We start from the raw sequence: 16171 nt of genomic DNA, 5'->3' as shown, positions 1-16171 counted from the left end.
ATTATCTAAATAGATTTGCTAAATTGTTTGAGCAAAATATGAACAACGAAATTTCAGATCACACGCATATAACGGTTAATACTTTTGATGAACTCATACATACAGCATTTGAGGGTGAAAGAAATGCAATTTGTTGGCACAGAAATCTCGAAGGAGATTTTAAGGAAATTGTTGCGCAGCTTCAGTTTAAAGAAGATGTTACTGACATTACCGTTAACGAACTCTTAGCACTCAAATTATCAACTCAAGGTGCATCAGCCAGGGAAATTATATTAAATGATTTAAAATTGCTAACAGATTACGGTTCATCGCCATCGCTTAACTTAATTAAAAACTACCAACGAGATGAGGAGTTAGCTTTCATTGCTACAGATGTTTATTCTTTTCATGTTGATAGATCGCCTATTCCTACAGATACGTTTTTGTGCACCTATTATGGGGCAGCAAGTGAGATTTTACCCAATAACCAGGCCGACCAAAAAATTTTGATCCCAGAAATTCGTGAAAAGCTAATTGATTTATATGATGATACCGAAGGCTCATTTGAAGACTTTTTAGCAGCCTACTTTTTTGATCTTCATTATCAACCAAAACCTTATGCCACACCTATTAATTTAGGCAAAGGTAATTTATGGAAATTAGCAGTAGATCATCCTAAACAAGAGGTTTTGCCTTGTGTACATCGGGCTCCTAAAGAAAAAGAAGGTGAGTATAGGCTACTTCTGATTTGTTGATTTTGATTTAACTTAAATAGAGGATTTATAAATTTTTAGTGTTTAATGAATTAGTCTTGGATCTGTTTGTGATTTCCTTAATGGCTTGATCTAATTGCGATGCCGCCTCATGAATGTAATTGATAGCCAAGGCTCTTTCCTGCTCATCTGAAGATTTAAGGATTTCTATCAATCCCATTATTTTAGATAATGGCGCCCTAAAAACATGAGATTGTATCCATGCTACTTCCTTCAACTTTTCATTCTGTTGCTCAATAGCCTGTACATATTTCTCTTGTTCGGTAATATCATTTGCTATAATAAGTTTTGCATTATGCCCTTTAAAATCAATCATTGCACTCTGAATGCTAACACGGATCAATTCCTTATTTTTCTTTTGATGTGTAAATAGTCCTTGAAAAATAAAATTTTGCTGAAGTCTACTATTTTGAAGCACTTGTTTTAAGCGCTCTTGCTCATCCAATGGCCTAATATCGAAAATATTCATTTCCAGAAATTCTTTTTGTGAATAGCCATAATGTTTAATTGCAGCTTCATTAACATCTAAAAAACGGAAAGTTTTTAGATCGAAAACCCACTTTGGCAATGGGCTTAACTGGAATAGGTCGCTATATCTTTTTTCAGAAGCAATAATTTTAAGCTGATCTAGCTTTTGAACCGTAATGTTTTTAAAATAAACACTCAGTCCGTTTGCTGATGGATAAGCGCTGATATCATACCATACTTGAGTTGATTGTGCAAAGGTCTCAAAATGAATCGGTCTTTTAGTCTTCATCGCAAGGTGGTACTGATTGTAGGAATAGGATCCTACAGCTTCAGAAAAAACATCCCAAAGATTTTGATTCATTAGCTCTTCTTTTTTCCTTTTCAGTTCTTGAGCTGCTTTGCTATTCCAAAATATAATCTTCCACTGTTTGTTTACTGCAAAAAAACCATCGCCAATACTCTCCAGAATTTCATTTCTTTCTTTCGTAATCTTTTCAGCAAGCAGTTCAGCTTTTTTTACTGCTTGAATGTCTTTAAAACTGCCTGTTATTCTTTTACATTCTCCTTTAACAAATTCTGGTTCGCCAATTATTCTTATCCATTTTTTATTATTTCTTGCGGTTAAAATCTCAATTTCTATATCAAAAGGCTTAGCTTTTGTAAATGAATTGCCAATTTGTTTAAGAATATCTTTATTGCCTCTAGTGAATTTTAAAAATGGTGCGGTGTTAGCTAAAGTTGGCTCAAAATTAGCTTCAACTTCGTAAATCTGCTTTGCTGTTTCAGACCAGTAAATTTGCTGATTATCCATTTCGTATGACCAGCTTCCTATGCCAGATAGGTTAGATGCTTTTTCCCAAACATCCTCCAGATGTTTCTTCTCGGTGATGTCTTTAATAATAGCTATCCAATGTGTGTGAGCGCCAATTTCATTAGTTAACGGTGTAAAAGAGCAATCTAAATGGTAAAGTAAATTATCTTTTCTGATAATGGTTAAAGTAATTTCAAAAGCCTTATGTTTTTTGATTGTATTTTTTATAGTTTGTAATTGTTGTTGATTATAGAACACCGACTTTAAAAACCCACTTGATCTTCCTAATACTTCCTTTGATTGATATCCACTAATATTTTCGAAAGATTTATTTACAAACACAATTTTGGTATGGTCAGGCTCTCCTGAATTAGCCTCAATCAGAATTACTCCATCTTTTATTTTTGTGATTACAGATTCGAGTACTTTCACCCAACTAAATGGTATATGGCGAATGTTTTCAGTAGGAGAAAAATCATCGAAAAGTTGATAACTAACAATGATAACATTTCCACTCTTCTCATTTAACCTATTATTAATTTTGCATTTTAACAATAATTTATAACCGGTGATTATTGTGAGCGGAATGGATAAATTTTGGTTTACAATAAGTCTATCCTCAGTTAGTATTTTTTTGATACTAGACCTAACAGACTTAGCAATTTTTTTTTGGAGCAAGTGTTTTGAGCCTAGATTTATATCATCTATAAGAGGGAAATTATCTGAATGATAAATAATATCACCAAATTCACTAAACATAATTGTACCGGCAAAAATCTCATTTTGAGATTGAGAACTTACCGCAGAATGATGCATTAACTGCTTTGCTTTTGAGAGTGTCATTATTTTGGTTAGCTTATTTCACTTAATAAAAATTACTTTATTGGTGAATAATTAAATGTAAGAAAAATATTTAATTATCAGTTAAGTTCAACTCTACATATCAGTCCAATAAAGAGTTTATTCAATTAATTATAAGCAAGAAAGGCAACCATTCGATTGCCATTCTTGCCAAAATTATCCTTCAGTTATTCCTTTATTCTGGAGCATTTAACTAATGCAAATCACGCTTTAACTTGATCGCTTCTTACCAAGATGAATTGCTGTATGTTTACATCCATATTTCGGCTACATGCGATAGTCTATTATCTTACCATGAGCTTTATTACCAGGTCTTAGTAATTCTTCCTTGTCTCAAAAACAATTGAAGTAAAAAATCTACTGTTTTACTTCATGAACTGGTTTTTGTTGTTCGGCCATTAAAGCGGCTTGTTTACTGTCTGGCGTAACGTTCCCTATGGCTACATTTAATTTATTTTTGAACCCTGAAACAACCATATCTTTCCCCTCCATTAATGCATTATAACCATCCTTAGCTACTTGCTTGGCATCTGCCAAATCACCCTCTACTACCACTTTAGCAGCTTCCATACCTGCTTTATTAAAAAAGTCGGTAGCTGTAGCGCCTGGCAATAGTGAGGTTAAGGTTACACCAGTATCTTTAATCTCATGATTAACAGCTTCGTTAAAAGAATGAACGAACGCTTTTGTACCATGGTAAACGGCTTGCCATGGGCCAGGCGTTTTACCCGCAATAGAAGCCACATTAAGGATTTTACCACTCCCTCTGCCCACCATTTCTTTTAAATAAAGTTTGGTAAGCACTACCAAAGAGGAAACATTTAGCTGGATTATTTTCAATTCATCATTAAGGTCGTTATCTACAAATTTACCATAAGCACCTTGCCCGGCATCATTTACTAAAATATCAACTTTAATGCCCATCGCAGCAACCATGTCATAAAGATCTGCTGCAGCATTTGGTTCAAAAAGATCGGTAGCTATTGGAATAACTTTTGGTGATCCCTTGCTTTCTAATAATTTGGCGGTGGCTCTTAGTTCACTTTCGGTTCTTGCAACTATTACCATGTTATAGCCATTTTTGGCAAATATTTTAGCAAGCTCTAATCCAATTCCGCTTGTTGCACCGGTAATTAGGGCAAATTGTTCATTGTTTTTCATAGTTTTTGTTTTTATGTGAATAGGTAAAATTAAGGCTGTCCATCGCCACCGGCTGCGCCATAAATTTGTCCGGTAGAGAAACTTGCATCATTAGCCGCCAACTGTACATAAATGGAAGCCAATTCTACAGGTTGTCCTGGGCGACCTAAAGGAGTTGAACCTCCAAAAGAAACCAATTTTTCTTGGGTAGCTCCCCCACTCACTTGTAAAGGTGTCCAGATTGGACCAGGTGCAACGCCGTTAACTCTAATCCCTTTTGGACCTAACTGTTTGGCTAAAGATTTCACATAATTTGTGGTAGCTGCTTTTGTAATGGCATAATCAAACAAATCTGGTGATGGATCAGTAGCTTGTACAGAAGTGGTTCCAATAATTGATGAACCAGGTTTAAGATGGGGCAATGCGGCTTTTATGGTCCAAAATGGAGCGTATACATTTGTTTTCATGGTAGCATCAAAATCAGCAGAGCTGATATCCATTACACTAGCTTTTGTCTGTTGTCTGGCAGCATTATTCACCAAAATATCCAATCCGCCTAATGCGGCAACAGCATCATTTACCAGTTTACTACAAAAAGCTTCATTGGTAAGATCACCTGGTATAGCTACTGCTTTTCTCCCAGCCGCTTTAATCAAATCAATTACTTCTTTAGCATCTGCTTCTTCAGCCGGCAAGTAATTAATGGCAACATCTGCACCTTCTCTTGCATATGCGATTGCACAAGCTCTGCCCATGCCAGAGTCTCCTCCAGTTATCAATGCTTTTCGGCCCATTAATCTACCAGAACCTTTATAGCTTTTTTCTCCATGATCTGGAACGGGCTCCATTTTTGAGGCTAGCCCCGGCCAAGGTTGTAATTGTTTTTTAAAAGGTGGTTTAGGATATTTACTTGTCGGATCTTCTAACGGTAAATTGACATCCATTGCCGGAATTGAAAAACCATTGGCGCCGAATACTGGAGAAACAGCAGCAATTGCTAAGCCAGCACCCATTCCGGTAAGGGCCGTTCTGCGTGAAATCTTTTCATCTTTTTTCATAGGGATTTTGTATTTAAAAAAACAACACCACCCTTGCGTTTTGGTTTATAAAAGTTGAAACAAGTGAGTTGTATAAAATAATTGTTGAATTTGATTTCATACCAAATTTTAAAATAAAAGACAAATACAAATAATAACGAAAACTAAAGTGAGTAGCGAGCGTTGCTTAGTTATAACAATCATTTAACCTATAAAAACAAAAAACATGGCAACTCAAAAAAACAAAGTGGATATGCCCAATGCGCATTTACACGAATTATTTGTTGATGAATTAAGAGACATTTTAGGCGCAGAAAAACAGCTACTAAAAGGTCTGAAAAAAGTTTCTCAAAGTGCAACTAACGAAACCTTAAAAATGGCATTTGATGAGCATTACAAACAAACAGAGCAGCAAATTGAGCGTTTAAAACAAGTATTCACTTCTATTGGACTAACTGCTAGAGCTAAAAAGTGCAAAGCGATGGAAGGTCTATTAGAAGAAGCGGATGAATTGATAGAGAGCTTTGATGAAGGACCAGTTTTAGATGCTGCTCTAATTTCTGCAGCTCAAAAGGTAGAGCATTACGAAATTGCTAGTTATGGCTGTTTGGTTACTTATGCAACACTAATGGAGCATACAGAAGCCCAAGAGTTGTTGCAAGCTACTTTAGATGAAGAGAAAGACACTGATGTTAAACTAACCGAAATTGCAATGTCGGAAGTGAATGTTGCTTCTTAATTAACCTTAAACAAAAGAAAGGCGCTTTAATTTAAAGCGCTTTTTTTTGCTTTTATGATGATCTTTAAGCGTATAATTTAATGAATATGCGAGCTATTGTGGATGTTTTTTAATCAAATAAGTTAATTTGAAGTAAATATTTAGATTTATTATTTTCGCGGGCAAACTTAAACCTAATTACAAACGTTTATGTTCTAATATTTTTTTATTACGAATTAAATATTTATCATGGATTATACGCAAACTGGTAAAAAAATCAATATAGATATACTTGCAAAGGTATTAGACGCTACCAATACTGGTATTGTAATTACCGACAATTTGTTGTCTGATAACCCAATTATTTATTGTAACCCAGCATTTGAGAATATATCTGGATATACAAGAGAAGAAATTATTGGACATAACTGTAGATTTTTACAAGGTAAAGATAGAGGGCAAGTGCAACGTGCTGAGATTGCAAGTGCCATTGCTAATGGCGAAAACTGTATAGTAGAAATAAGGAACTATACCAAAACTGGTAAATTGTTTTGGAATGAACTTTACATCTCTCCCGTAAAAGATAACAATGGAGATGTTACCAATTTTATTGGCATTCAAAATGACGTTACCGCTAGAAAAAAATCACAGCTTGACCTAGAAATGAGCCAAGCTGATATGGAGAAAAAGGTGGAAGACCGTACCCGAATGCTAAGGGAAAGTCAGGAATACCTCAAAAGTATTGTAGAAACCATAAGAGAGAGTTTGTTGGTAATGGATAAAGATTACAAAATCTTAAGTGCCAATAATCACTTCTTAAATACATTTAAAGTTTCTATTAACGAAACTAAAGGTAAAATACTTTACGATTTAGGTAATGGGCAATGGAATATTCCAGAACTTAAAGTAATGATGGAAGAAATTTTGCCAACCAATAATCCAGTGCTAGATTATGAAGTTGAACATGATTTTCCGCACATTGGCAAAAAATTAATGCTCCTTAATGCGCACCGTATAGAGTTAGAAGGACAATATAAAGATTGGATTTTGTTGGCCATTGAGGATATTACCGATCGAAGGGCAATACAGCAAAGAAAAGATGATTTTCTTTCTATTGCAAGCCACGAGTTAAAAACTCCACTAACAACTATTGTTGGTTACATGCAGATGATGGAAAGGTTAATGCCCGAAAATGCCAGCGATAAATTCAAAAACATAGTTGATAAAACTGGAAAGTATGTGCATCGTTTAAATCAATTATTGGCTGAGCTATTGGATGTTTCACGAATACAGACCGGTAATATTGAGTTACACCGTGAGCCTTTTGACTTTGATAAAATGTTGGCAGAAACTATTGAAGGAATTAAGGCAGCCACACCTAAACGCAAAATAGAGTTAATTGGCAAAACTGGCATTATCTATAATGGAGACGAATCTCATTTGGTGCAGGTAGTTTCAAATTTACTTAGTAATGCATTAAAATATTCGCCAGAAGACTCAACAGTAACTGTGCAAGTGAATTCGATCAGCGATTTCATCAAAGTATCAATAACTGATCAAGGAATGGGTATAGGTCATGATGAGCAGAGTAAAATATTCGATCGTTTTTATCGAGTTGGTGAAGTACAGCGTCATTTTCCAGGTATGGGGATTGGCTTATACATTTGCCAACAAATTATCACTAATCACGGTGGTACCATCTGGGTAGAGAGCGAAAAGCAAAAAGGCTCAGTATTTAGTTTCACACTTCCTGTTAACAGATAAAAGCATTAAATGAAAGACAAAAAAATATTGGTATGCGATGATGATCAAGGCATACTAGAAATGTTAGAGTTAATACTGGAAGACGAAGGTTACCAAGTAATTATCGAACCAAAAAGTGTAAATGCTTTAAGAAAAATAGAGCAAGAAATTCCGGATTTAATTTTGTTAGACATATGGATGCCGGTAATATCGGGTGATCAAATTTTAAAATCACTAAAGACTGATCAAAATATGTCTAAAATACCAGTATTGATGTATTCTGCTAGCACCGATGGTAAAGTTATCGCTAAAGCTGCAGGTGCTGATGGATATTTAGAAAAACCTTTTGACATTGAGATTTTACTTGCTAACATCGATGATTTGATAGAAACTTATCCGGTTTTGAGGTAGATTTTGTGGGTTTAGGGGGGTATAAAATTATTTTGTTAATTGTTGTATTGATCAATTGTTATAGGGCTCAAAATACCAAAACCTAAATTCTAAATCTTAATTACAGAACATCGTTAGCTGGTCTTTGACTACGCTCAGACTGGCAATAAACTGAAATATCGAATGTTATGTGTACGATTAATGTTAAACCAAAAAAGGTTTTTAGTTTTTAGAACGACCTTAGTCTCATCCCATACTAACTGGTATGTTAGAAATTTAATGGTTTTATCACGCTCAACACCATTTGCTAACCTCTGAACTCAAAGCCCTAACCTTTTTGATAACTCAGCAAATCAGCTTTGCTATTGATAGTTTTTTTAGAATACAATTCATAGTGGAAATCTTCTAACTTTTGCAATAAATATTGTAAGGTGTATTTTTCGCTAGTACTCAATTTACCTGTTATAATTCCACCCACTTGGTTCATATCCTTAAAAACATCGTATAAAAGTAATTTCCCTTGCTCTGTAATGGCTATCCTTCTCCCTCTTTTATCATTAGGATCATCCCATTGGTGCACTAAACAATGTTTTAGAAGTCTATTTAACACCTCAGTACCGGATGCTTTCTCTAATAAACTCATCTGTATGAGGGCTGTTTTAGATAAACATTTATGGGTTAATAATAGAGCTAGACAAGTAAAATCTTCGGCTGTTGCCAAATTTGTATGATGTAGCGCCTTTTTAATGTATGATTTTGCATACCTACTCATGTAAATAAATAAACGGGCAATGTTATTGTCTAACTGATAAGCCATAGCTACAGCTTCTGGCTGCTGCTTACCGAAACGCAGATCATTTACATTGTTTACTAAAATGGTAGCACCCAATTTAGCATTTAAAAATCCCGAAAAATTTTCGATACTTGAAGGCGTTTGTTCTTGCTTGTGCTGTTCAAATTCTTCAACAAGCGAAACCAGTTGATTTATCAGCTGATAATTATTCATGATCATTGTTTTTAAAACTGTGGTTACACATGGTATCTATAGCAAAAATTGCACTATCCATTGCCGCATTAATAGAACCATATAACAAATGATCACCACAAAGGTAACAATGTTCATGCAACGTGATTGCTTCAGCATTCGTTTTGTGAATTACAGTTTCATTATTTGGTAAAGCATATGGGATATCATAAATAGCCAACAACTTCCAATTAGTAGAATCTGGGTACAATTGCAGTAATTCGGTTCTGGTTTTCAGTTCAATTTCTGCTTTTGCTAAAGGCAAATCGGTATTTAAAGATACAGCTACTAAAGATTTACCCTTTGGAGCATAGGCTGGAGAAATGTGATCCATTATAGCAATATTTCGAATATGTTCGCCTTTGTTCGCATTTAAGGCAATTCTTTCACTTGGTTGTTGCATAAATGGAGCACTAAAATACAACGTTAATGCACTTTTACCCTTTATTGCTCTCGGTTTTGATATCGGCAGATCTGGTAAATCAGTTGCCACAATAATCGCTTTTGCTGTAAATGTTTGTCCAGATTTTGTGTTTACTGTAGTGCCATCTATTGCCGTTACACTTTCGTTTAGGATGAGTTCATCAGGCAATAAATTCTCTGCCAACTGTTCACTAATTTTACCCATTCCATGTGCAGGCACTGTTGCTGCACCCTCGCTAAACATTTTAAACAAAAACTCAAAGAGCCTACTTGAGGTAGTTAACCTCTGTTCTAAAAATATCCCTGAGAAAAATGGCCTGAAAAAGTTCTCGATAAATTTATTACTGAAACCAATCTTCTGCAAATAATCTTGTGTGCTTGTTTCCTTGCGATTGAAAATTTCATCCACCGATGTGAACTTAAGCTTAATTTTTAATTGCAGTAAAAGCAGTTTATCTTTAAAAGTGCCAACCGGCGATAATAAGGTAGTAAACAAAAGTTGTGGATCTCTTAGTGGATCGGCGATGCGGTAATTTTTATTTGATTTGTGAACGAGTGCCCCAGGTTTAAATGATTTTAAATCTAATTTTTGGTAATTGAGTATTTGCTTAGCCGTAGGATATGAAGTTAACAATACCTGAAAACCACGATCTAGTAAAAAACCATCTTTGTAATCGGTACGTACCCTGCCTCCTACAGCGTCTGATGCCTCTAATAGCAATATACTTTTGCCCTTTTGCTTTGCTAGCTTAGCTGCTGTTAATCCAGCAATTCCAGCTCCTACAATAATTACATCAACTAGTTTATGTTGCATATTAATATTCGTTCTGTAATTTTAAAACCTGTGGCTGCTGGTTTGGTTTTGCATAAGTTAATCTTTCTAACAGGCTGTTTTCAAAATAGCCATCTAAACCGCCAACACTAATTGTACCTGCTTTTTGATGGTTGATGTAGCCATCTTTTTCCAGTATATTTTCGTTCAATTGGATACATTTAATTTCTCCAATTAAAATTGTAGTGTTATTTAAGGCTACCGGCATCAATTGTTGCAGTTCCATACCAATTTTAATTGTCGCCTCTGCCACAAATGGAGCCTGAAAGTTTGGACTAAAATATTCTGTAAGCCCACATTCTACAAACTCTGAAACTCCACTAGGATATCTTGCACTGGTTTGGTGCGCTTGCTGATAAAAAGAAGTCAGTACATTATTTAACGTATAAACTCCAGTACGTTTAATATTACTCAGGGTATCATGATCATGTGAACCTGGTCTAAAAACCATACCCAGCAATGATGGAGAGGCCCCAAGATGAAAAACAGAGTTGAATAAACCCAAATTGCTGTGCCCGTTTTCACTCATAGTACCCACCAAATGTAAACTTTTTAAGCCTGGTAATGAATTAATTAATGTTGCTCTAAAACGATCATCGAGTTGTTTTAGGGTATTTGAAGAAATATTCATTAGCTAATGTATTTTAGAAATTCATTTTTGGTTTCCTGTTCTTTAAATTTACCATTAAACGAGGTTGTAATAGTGGTACTGCCCGAGTCTCTAATGCCTCTAGACGATACGCAATGGTGACTAGCATCAATCATTACAGCAACATCTTCTGTGCCCATTACCCTTTTTATTTCTTCAGCAATTTGAATGGTTAATCTTTCTTGTACTTGTGGTCGTTGAGAATAATACCTTACAATTCTGTTCAATTTAGATAAACCAATTACTTTGCCATTGCTAATATAAGCCACATGTGCCTTGCCTGTTATTGGCACAAAGTGATGTTCGCAATTACTAAAAATTTCAATGTTTTTCTCTACCAACATTTCTTTGTATTGGTAAGGATTTTCGAAAAGTGTTGGGATCGGTTTATTTGCTGGATTTAACCCGCTAAAAATTTCTTTAACATACATTTTAGCAATTCTTTTGGGTGTATCTTTTAAGCTATCGTCTGTTAAGTCTAAACCTAAAATATTTAAGATATTATTAAAATGGCCGGTAATGAGTTCAATTTTTTCGTCGTCGTTTAGCTCAAAAGCATTTGGCTTTAATGGTGTTTCAAAGCTTATTTTTTTTTCAGGAGATACTTCTAGGTTCTCAATGATCATGTTATTTATTTATTTAGTATGGTAAAGTACGGAAATACTTAATTATTAGATGTAAACATACTAATTATAGATAAAAAAGATTTTGCGTCTTAGAAATATGACTTTTTGGAGATGGGATTGTGTTTCGGGAAGTCGGGAAGACGGGAAGACGGGAAGACGGGAAGTCGGGAAGTCGGGAAGTCGGAAAGTTGGGAAGTTGGGAAGTCGGGAAGTCGGAAAGTCGGGAAGTCGGGAAGTCGGGAAGTTGGGAAGATGGGAAGTCGGAAAGTTGGGAAGATGGTTAGTTGTTCAGTTACTAAGAATTTTGTCGAATTGCATTCACGATTTTCCCTCAAGGCTGAGCGCCAAAACCTAATCATCTTTTCGAAATTCTATTGCCGCTGATTGCTCTTTGCCTATTACACTTGAAACGTAACATATCTGCATTGGCTTTAAATTCATGTTTTACACCCACACCAGATGAAACTCTTTTACGCCATCTCTTAAAACCAGAAGGACTGAGTTCGCTACGCATTAATTTTTCTACTTCACCCTGTGTAATACCAAATTGTAATTTAATAGCGTCAAAAGTGGTACGGTCTTCCCATGCCATTTCAATAATACGGTCTTTTTCTATTTCGGTAAAGTATTTCATATTTGAAAATTAAGTAATTACTTACGTTCAAATATAGGGTTGTGGCTCTTTTAAGATTGTAATTTATTTATCATTAATTTGCTGTAAAAAAATAGCCGCCTTCACAATAATATGTAAAGACGGCACGAGATGATTTGTTAATTTTTAATAAGCTCCTAAATAAAAACTACCCGATTGGTTTTTAAGTTTTGCACCTTTAGTTACTTGTTTGGTTTTGTAGTTAATTACATATAAGTTTCCATCAACTCCATTTGGTGTCATTGGTATATAGACATTCTCTCCAGCAAAACCAATATTTTGAAACTGACCAAAAGTGCCTGTAATGGCTGTTACACCTGTTGCAACATTTGCCGATCTGCCAGAGTAACCGATATCGTTTTGGTTGTCTGTGGTTAATTTTGTTGCCGTTTTTGCATTTAAGTCTATTAAAGAGATGAAACCACCGTTAACATTGCTTTCGTTATATAAAACAATGCCAACGCCATCTTTTAGGTATCTCCAAGCTCTAATGGTAACTGCATTTGTGGTGTTTAATGCTGTTTTTAAATCGAAATTATAGTTATCATATTCATTTGTAGCACTACTAATCCTTAAAATCTGTGAACCTGAAGTAGCCGTTGCCTGATAAACATTTCCATCAGTGCCTACGTATTGTGTCATTGTGCGGTACGAGTGATTGTTAATTTTACTAATATTTGGATCAACATAAATCAGTTTAGGATTGGTTAATGATGGATAATCAACCACTAAAGTCGCTGTACCTAATTCTCTTGTTGCTGTGCTCCAAGTCTGTGTACCTGTATTATTAACAGTAGATTTTCTAGTAGGGTCTGTTCTGGTCAAGTTACATCCAATGTAAATTTTAGTTTTTGCTTTGTTTAGTATAGGCACATCAATACGTCCAATTTGGTAACCAGCTTTAGTTTGTGCAGCTGTAAAAGGAATTACAAATTCTGTTTGACGTGTAATTTTTGGATCATCTAAATTAAGAACAGCAATTTTCGCTGTGCTTTTTACATCTATAAAATCTGCTCCAGCACCCACGCCAGAAGCCTGGATTTCTGACGAGGCATAAACCCCTACTCCTATTCCTTCGGCTGCAACTACCCAACGTGGTGCAGTACCTAAAATTGGCTCAGTGTTCACTTCTTCGCGAGTATCTACAAAGTTTTTAGCACCTTCTACTTTGTATTTGTTAAAAATACCACCATCATTACCCGTATATTGAATGTTATACAAAAAATTGCCATTTACCGAACCCTGCACACGAGCTGTACGTTGAGATCTTAATCCGTAACCATTTGCAAAAGCATTCACCTCAAAATTTGGATTTATAGCTTGCTCTAGTGTAACAGCGTAAGCCATTGTACCGCCATTCCCTGCTGTACCTTCAGCATCTGGAAAAGCTGCAGTTAAGGTAATATATTTTCTACTCATGTCATCTGCGCCAGATAATTCTGGTGCTGTAGCATCATTATTTTTTTTACAAGCGTTAAATAAACTCATGGTTACCATTGAACCAACGATCACTTTTGTAAGTAAACTAGTTTTCATATTGTTATCTTTTTAAATTATTAATTGTGAAGTTTAATTTGAAATAAAAGGCTCTACCTGGTTTTTGTACCCCGAAGTTGTCGTACAACTCGGCATTTAAAATATTTTTACAATCTAAACTGGCTACCAATTTCCCGCTAGGAAAACGGTAACTCGCACCTAAATCGTGGGCAAACTGCGTTGGAGTGGTAAACCATTCAGATTCTATCCAAATGGTACTGAATGCACCAACATAACCTGCATTGTAGTAGGCATTTAATACCGAACGTTTCTGAAACACATCATTAAAGCGGTACTGTACGTTTGCATTCACCGTAAAAAATGGTTCGTTTGGCACCTGTCGGTTATATAAAGTATTCGGATTTCCTCTTTCATCTTGCTCTAATTTAAACAGCGTATTAAATTTCGAAAAATTGAGCATGGCATTTAACCGGTTATTATAGATGTAGTTGATCTCTGCCTCAAAGCCTAAAGATTGTGTTTTGGCCAAGTTTACAAATTGCGTAACCTGAATATCTTCTACCTGATTTTCTCTACCTTCAATTACTGGATCTAAACGTGTTTGCAATACAATTTTATCGTATCCATTTCTCCAAAATCCGTTGGCATATAATGATATTTTATGTTCATTTGAACTTGAAAAACCATATCGAGCACCCAAATTATAATTGACGGCCAGTTCTGGTAAAATATCAGGATTAGCTAACAAATTGTTTTCTGGTTCACCGTAAATGTGCCTGTCTGTTGGCATGATGAACGATTTCTCGGCCGAAAAAATCAAATAGCCATTATTTATTGCCTGGTAAGACAATGTTCCTCCAAAACCTTTATTGTTTCGTTTTACACTGTTATTCTCATAAATTAAAGCTCCGTCTCTTTCTGCTATCGGAATTTGTTGATCGGTTTGATAAATGGCATATTTTCCGAAAATGTTGGTTTTTAGCTTTCCTTTTAATAAATCAGCCTCGTAATTCATTGCGAAAATATTGGTAGTTAAATCGTTTTGGGTTATCCATTTACTTCTTTCTGGAACGAGCAAATCTTGATCTTCTCGATTTGATTTTTCGAACTTGTGATTTAAGGAAACTCGATGTCCTGAGAAGATATTGTATGACAGGTTTGAACGAACATTGGTGATAGTTCTATCGATATTTGTCATTACCGCATCGCCTTGTTGCCCTTGTCCAGGTGTATAACCATACGTTTCTGGCGGACCTTCAGCATTTTTAACCAATAATGTTCCATCCCAATTGTAGCGTAAACTAACGGTATCTTGTAAATAGGTACTTCGCTGACTATGAACCGCATTTACGTTCAACGCTAAACCATCAATCAACAAATCTTTTTTTGCATAATTTAAGCTAAACACATTGGCTTGGTATTCGTTAAATCGGCCAAAATAGGGTTTAGTCATAGTTATCCCATGGGGGATTTCTTTGTATGAATCTGAAACATTGTAGCCGATGAAAAACTGATCTGCCCATTTCACATCGGTATAACCAACTTCAAAACGACCACCAATGGTTTCAAACTTATCGTTTGGTCGGCGAGTACGGTAATTTCTAATAATTCTTCCTCCTGGCAAGGTATACTTAGAAAATTTGCCCCACATTTCGTAGTTATTATCCGAATGACTGTAAAAGCCTGAAATTCTGGTCGTAAATCCGTTTTTTTGGTTGCGATACAAGCCGCCCACATCTGCACGGTAGGTGTTAAATGAACCATAAGAAACTGCCGCATTAATGTTGTTAGCTGATGCATCTTTTTTCATGATTACATTAATGGCGCCACCAACGTAATTGCCACTTAGGTGCGATGGTAAAACACCTTTGTAAACCTCAATACGTTCAATCATTGCTGGCGGAATGTTATTTAAATTAAATGAGGAGCCATAAGTAGAAATTTCAATTCCATCTAAAAACAAACCGATGGTACTACCAGTCATTCCGTTTAAATTGTACTCAATTGGCGATCCTTCACCACCATTTTGCCTAACTCGGACGCCAACAGCTCTATCTAACAATTCATTGGTTGTTAAATTTCTTAGTGATGCTTCCTTAGTTTCGATAATGGACACAGCAAAGCCTGATGTCTCAATTTCTTTTTTTACGGTTTTTTGAACTATAGCTACCTCTTTTAAATTTTGTTCATTAGCCGATACCAATTTAATCAGATGTTGTAATTCTGGCTGCTTAAGCTGAATATCAAAACTGTATGGTTTAAATTGAATTGAGGTAACAGTTATTGCATAAGTTCCAAATGGTAAGTTCTTAAATTCATAATTCCCATTTTGGTCAGTTGACAAACCTCTTTGTAATGATTTAATTTGAACAGCAATTCCTTCTACAGCATTACCATATTGATCTTTTACAGTACCGAATATTTTTCCCGTCTGCGCTTTTACTGTAATACTTAAAAGAATGGATACAACAAGGATTAAAAGGTATTTCATGTGTGTTTTGTAATATTTTAGTATCTTCTTTAGAAATAGTCTAAATAATAATAACTT

The 16171-nt window shown here is 35.3% G+C and carries 14 protein-coding genes; 4 read left to right on the top strand and 10 right to left on the bottom strand.

What is annotated here, in order from left to right; genetic code table 11:
- The first annotated feature begins 38 nt into the window (after positions 1-38).
- The gene (locus AC07XU_RS09455) at positions 39-734 is read left to right on the top strand and encodes a DUF1826 domain-containing protein (RefSeq protein ID WP_494943399.1); all 696 of its coding nucleotides are present in this window, start codon (positions 39-41) and stop codon (positions 732-734) included.
- Positions 735-759: 25 nt separating this feature from the next.
- On the opposite strand, the gene AC07XU_RS09450 is transcribed toward AC07XU_RS09455, so the two are convergent.
- The 3 genes from AC07XU_RS09450 to AC07XU_RS09440 form a co-directional block, all read right to left on the bottom strand.
- On the bottom strand, positions 760-2874 hold the full coding sequence (locus tag AC07XU_RS09450; RefSeq protein ID WP_494943398.1) for a PAS domain-containing protein: 2115 nt from the start codon (positions 2872-2874) through the stop codon (positions 760-762).
- Between the two features lie 375 nt (positions 2875-3249).
- Positions 3250-4053, bottom strand: coding sequence for an SDR family NAD(P)-dependent oxidoreductase (locus tag AC07XU_RS09445; protein ID WP_494943397.1), 804 nt, complete (start codon positions 4051-4053; stop codon positions 3250-3252).
- A gap of 29 nt (positions 4054-4082) precedes the next feature.
- Positions 4083-5090, bottom strand: a complete 1008-nt coding sequence (locus tag AC07XU_RS09440; protein WP_494943396.1) for an SDR family oxidoreductase — start codon at positions 5088-5090, stop codon at positions 4083-4085.
- 205 nt (positions 5091-5295) lie between these two features.
- Between AC07XU_RS09440 and AC07XU_RS09435 the strand changes: the two genes are divergently transcribed.
- The 3 genes from AC07XU_RS09435 to AC07XU_RS09425 all read left to right on the top strand — a co-directional run bounded on the left by AC07XU_RS09435 (position 5296) and on the right by AC07XU_RS09425 (position 7941).
- A complete protein-coding gene (locus tag AC07XU_RS09435) occupies positions 5296-5808 on the top strand; it encodes a YciE/YciF ferroxidase family protein (RefSeq protein ID WP_494943395.1) in 513 nt (170 codons plus the stop codon).
- A 228-nt stretch (positions 5809-6036) separates the two neighbouring features.
- Positions 6037-7551, top strand: coding sequence for a PAS domain-containing sensor histidine kinase (locus AC07XU_RS09430; RefSeq protein ID WP_494943394.1), 1515 nt, complete (start codon positions 6037-6039; stop codon positions 7549-7551).
- A gap of 9 nt (positions 7552-7560) precedes the next feature.
- The gene (locus AC07XU_RS09425; protein WP_494943393.1) at positions 7561-7941 is read left to right on the top strand and encodes a response regulator; all 381 of its coding nucleotides are present in this window, start codon (positions 7561-7563) and stop codon (positions 7939-7941) included.
- Between the two features lie 307 nt (positions 7942-8248).
- Here AC07XU_RS09425 and AC07XU_RS09420 read toward each other — a convergent pair whose 3' ends face one another.
- From AC07XU_RS09420 to AC07XU_RS09390, 7 genes are all read right to left on the bottom strand, one after another.
- A complete protein-coding gene (locus AC07XU_RS09420) occupies positions 8249-8926 on the bottom strand; it encodes a MarR family winged helix-turn-helix transcriptional regulator (RefSeq protein WP_494943392.1) in 678 nt (225 codons plus the stop codon).
- Complete coding sequence (locus AC07XU_RS09415) at positions 8919-10181, bottom strand: NAD(P)/FAD-dependent oxidoreductase (protein WP_494943391.1); 1263 nt, start codon at positions 10179-10181, stop codon at positions 8919-8921. Before AC07XU_RS09415 ends, AC07XU_RS09420 begins: the two co-directional genes overlap by 8 nt.
- Position 10182: 1 nt before the next feature.
- A complete protein-coding gene (locus tag AC07XU_RS09410) occupies positions 10183-10830 on the bottom strand; it encodes a flavin reductase family protein (protein ID WP_494943390.1) in 648 nt (215 codons plus the stop codon).
- The gene (folE, locus tag AC07XU_RS09405) at positions 10830-11474 is read right to left on the bottom strand and encodes a GTP cyclohydrolase I FolE (protein WP_494943389.1); all 645 of its coding nucleotides are present in this window, start codon (positions 11472-11474) and stop codon (positions 10830-10832) included. The genes AC07XU_RS09410 and folE overlap by 1 nt, the downstream gene beginning before the upstream one ends.
- A 355-nt stretch (positions 11475-11829) precedes the next feature.
- Positions 11830-12108, bottom strand: coding sequence for a TIGR03643 family protein (locus tag AC07XU_RS09400; RefSeq protein WP_494943388.1), 279 nt, complete (start codon positions 12106-12108; stop codon positions 11830-11832).
- A gap of 144 nt (positions 12109-12252) precedes the next feature.
- Positions 12253-13662, bottom strand: a complete 1410-nt coding sequence (locus AC07XU_RS09395; RefSeq protein ID WP_494943387.1) for a DUF4374 domain-containing protein — start codon at positions 13660-13662, stop codon at positions 12253-12255.
- Positions 13663-13666: 4 nt separating this feature from the next.
- Positions 13667-16114 carry a TonB-dependent receptor gene (locus tag AC07XU_RS09390; protein ID WP_494943386.1) on the bottom strand — a complete coding sequence of 816 codons (2448 nt, stop codon included), beginning with the start codon at positions 16112-16114 and terminating at the stop codon, positions 13667-13669.
- Between the last annotated feature and the right edge of the window lie 57 nt (positions 16115-16171).

The sequence above is a fragment of the Pedobacter sp. GW456-11-11-14-TSB4 genome (genome assembly GCF_059424425.1).
This window is presented reverse-complemented; position numbering and strand designations above follow the sequence as displayed.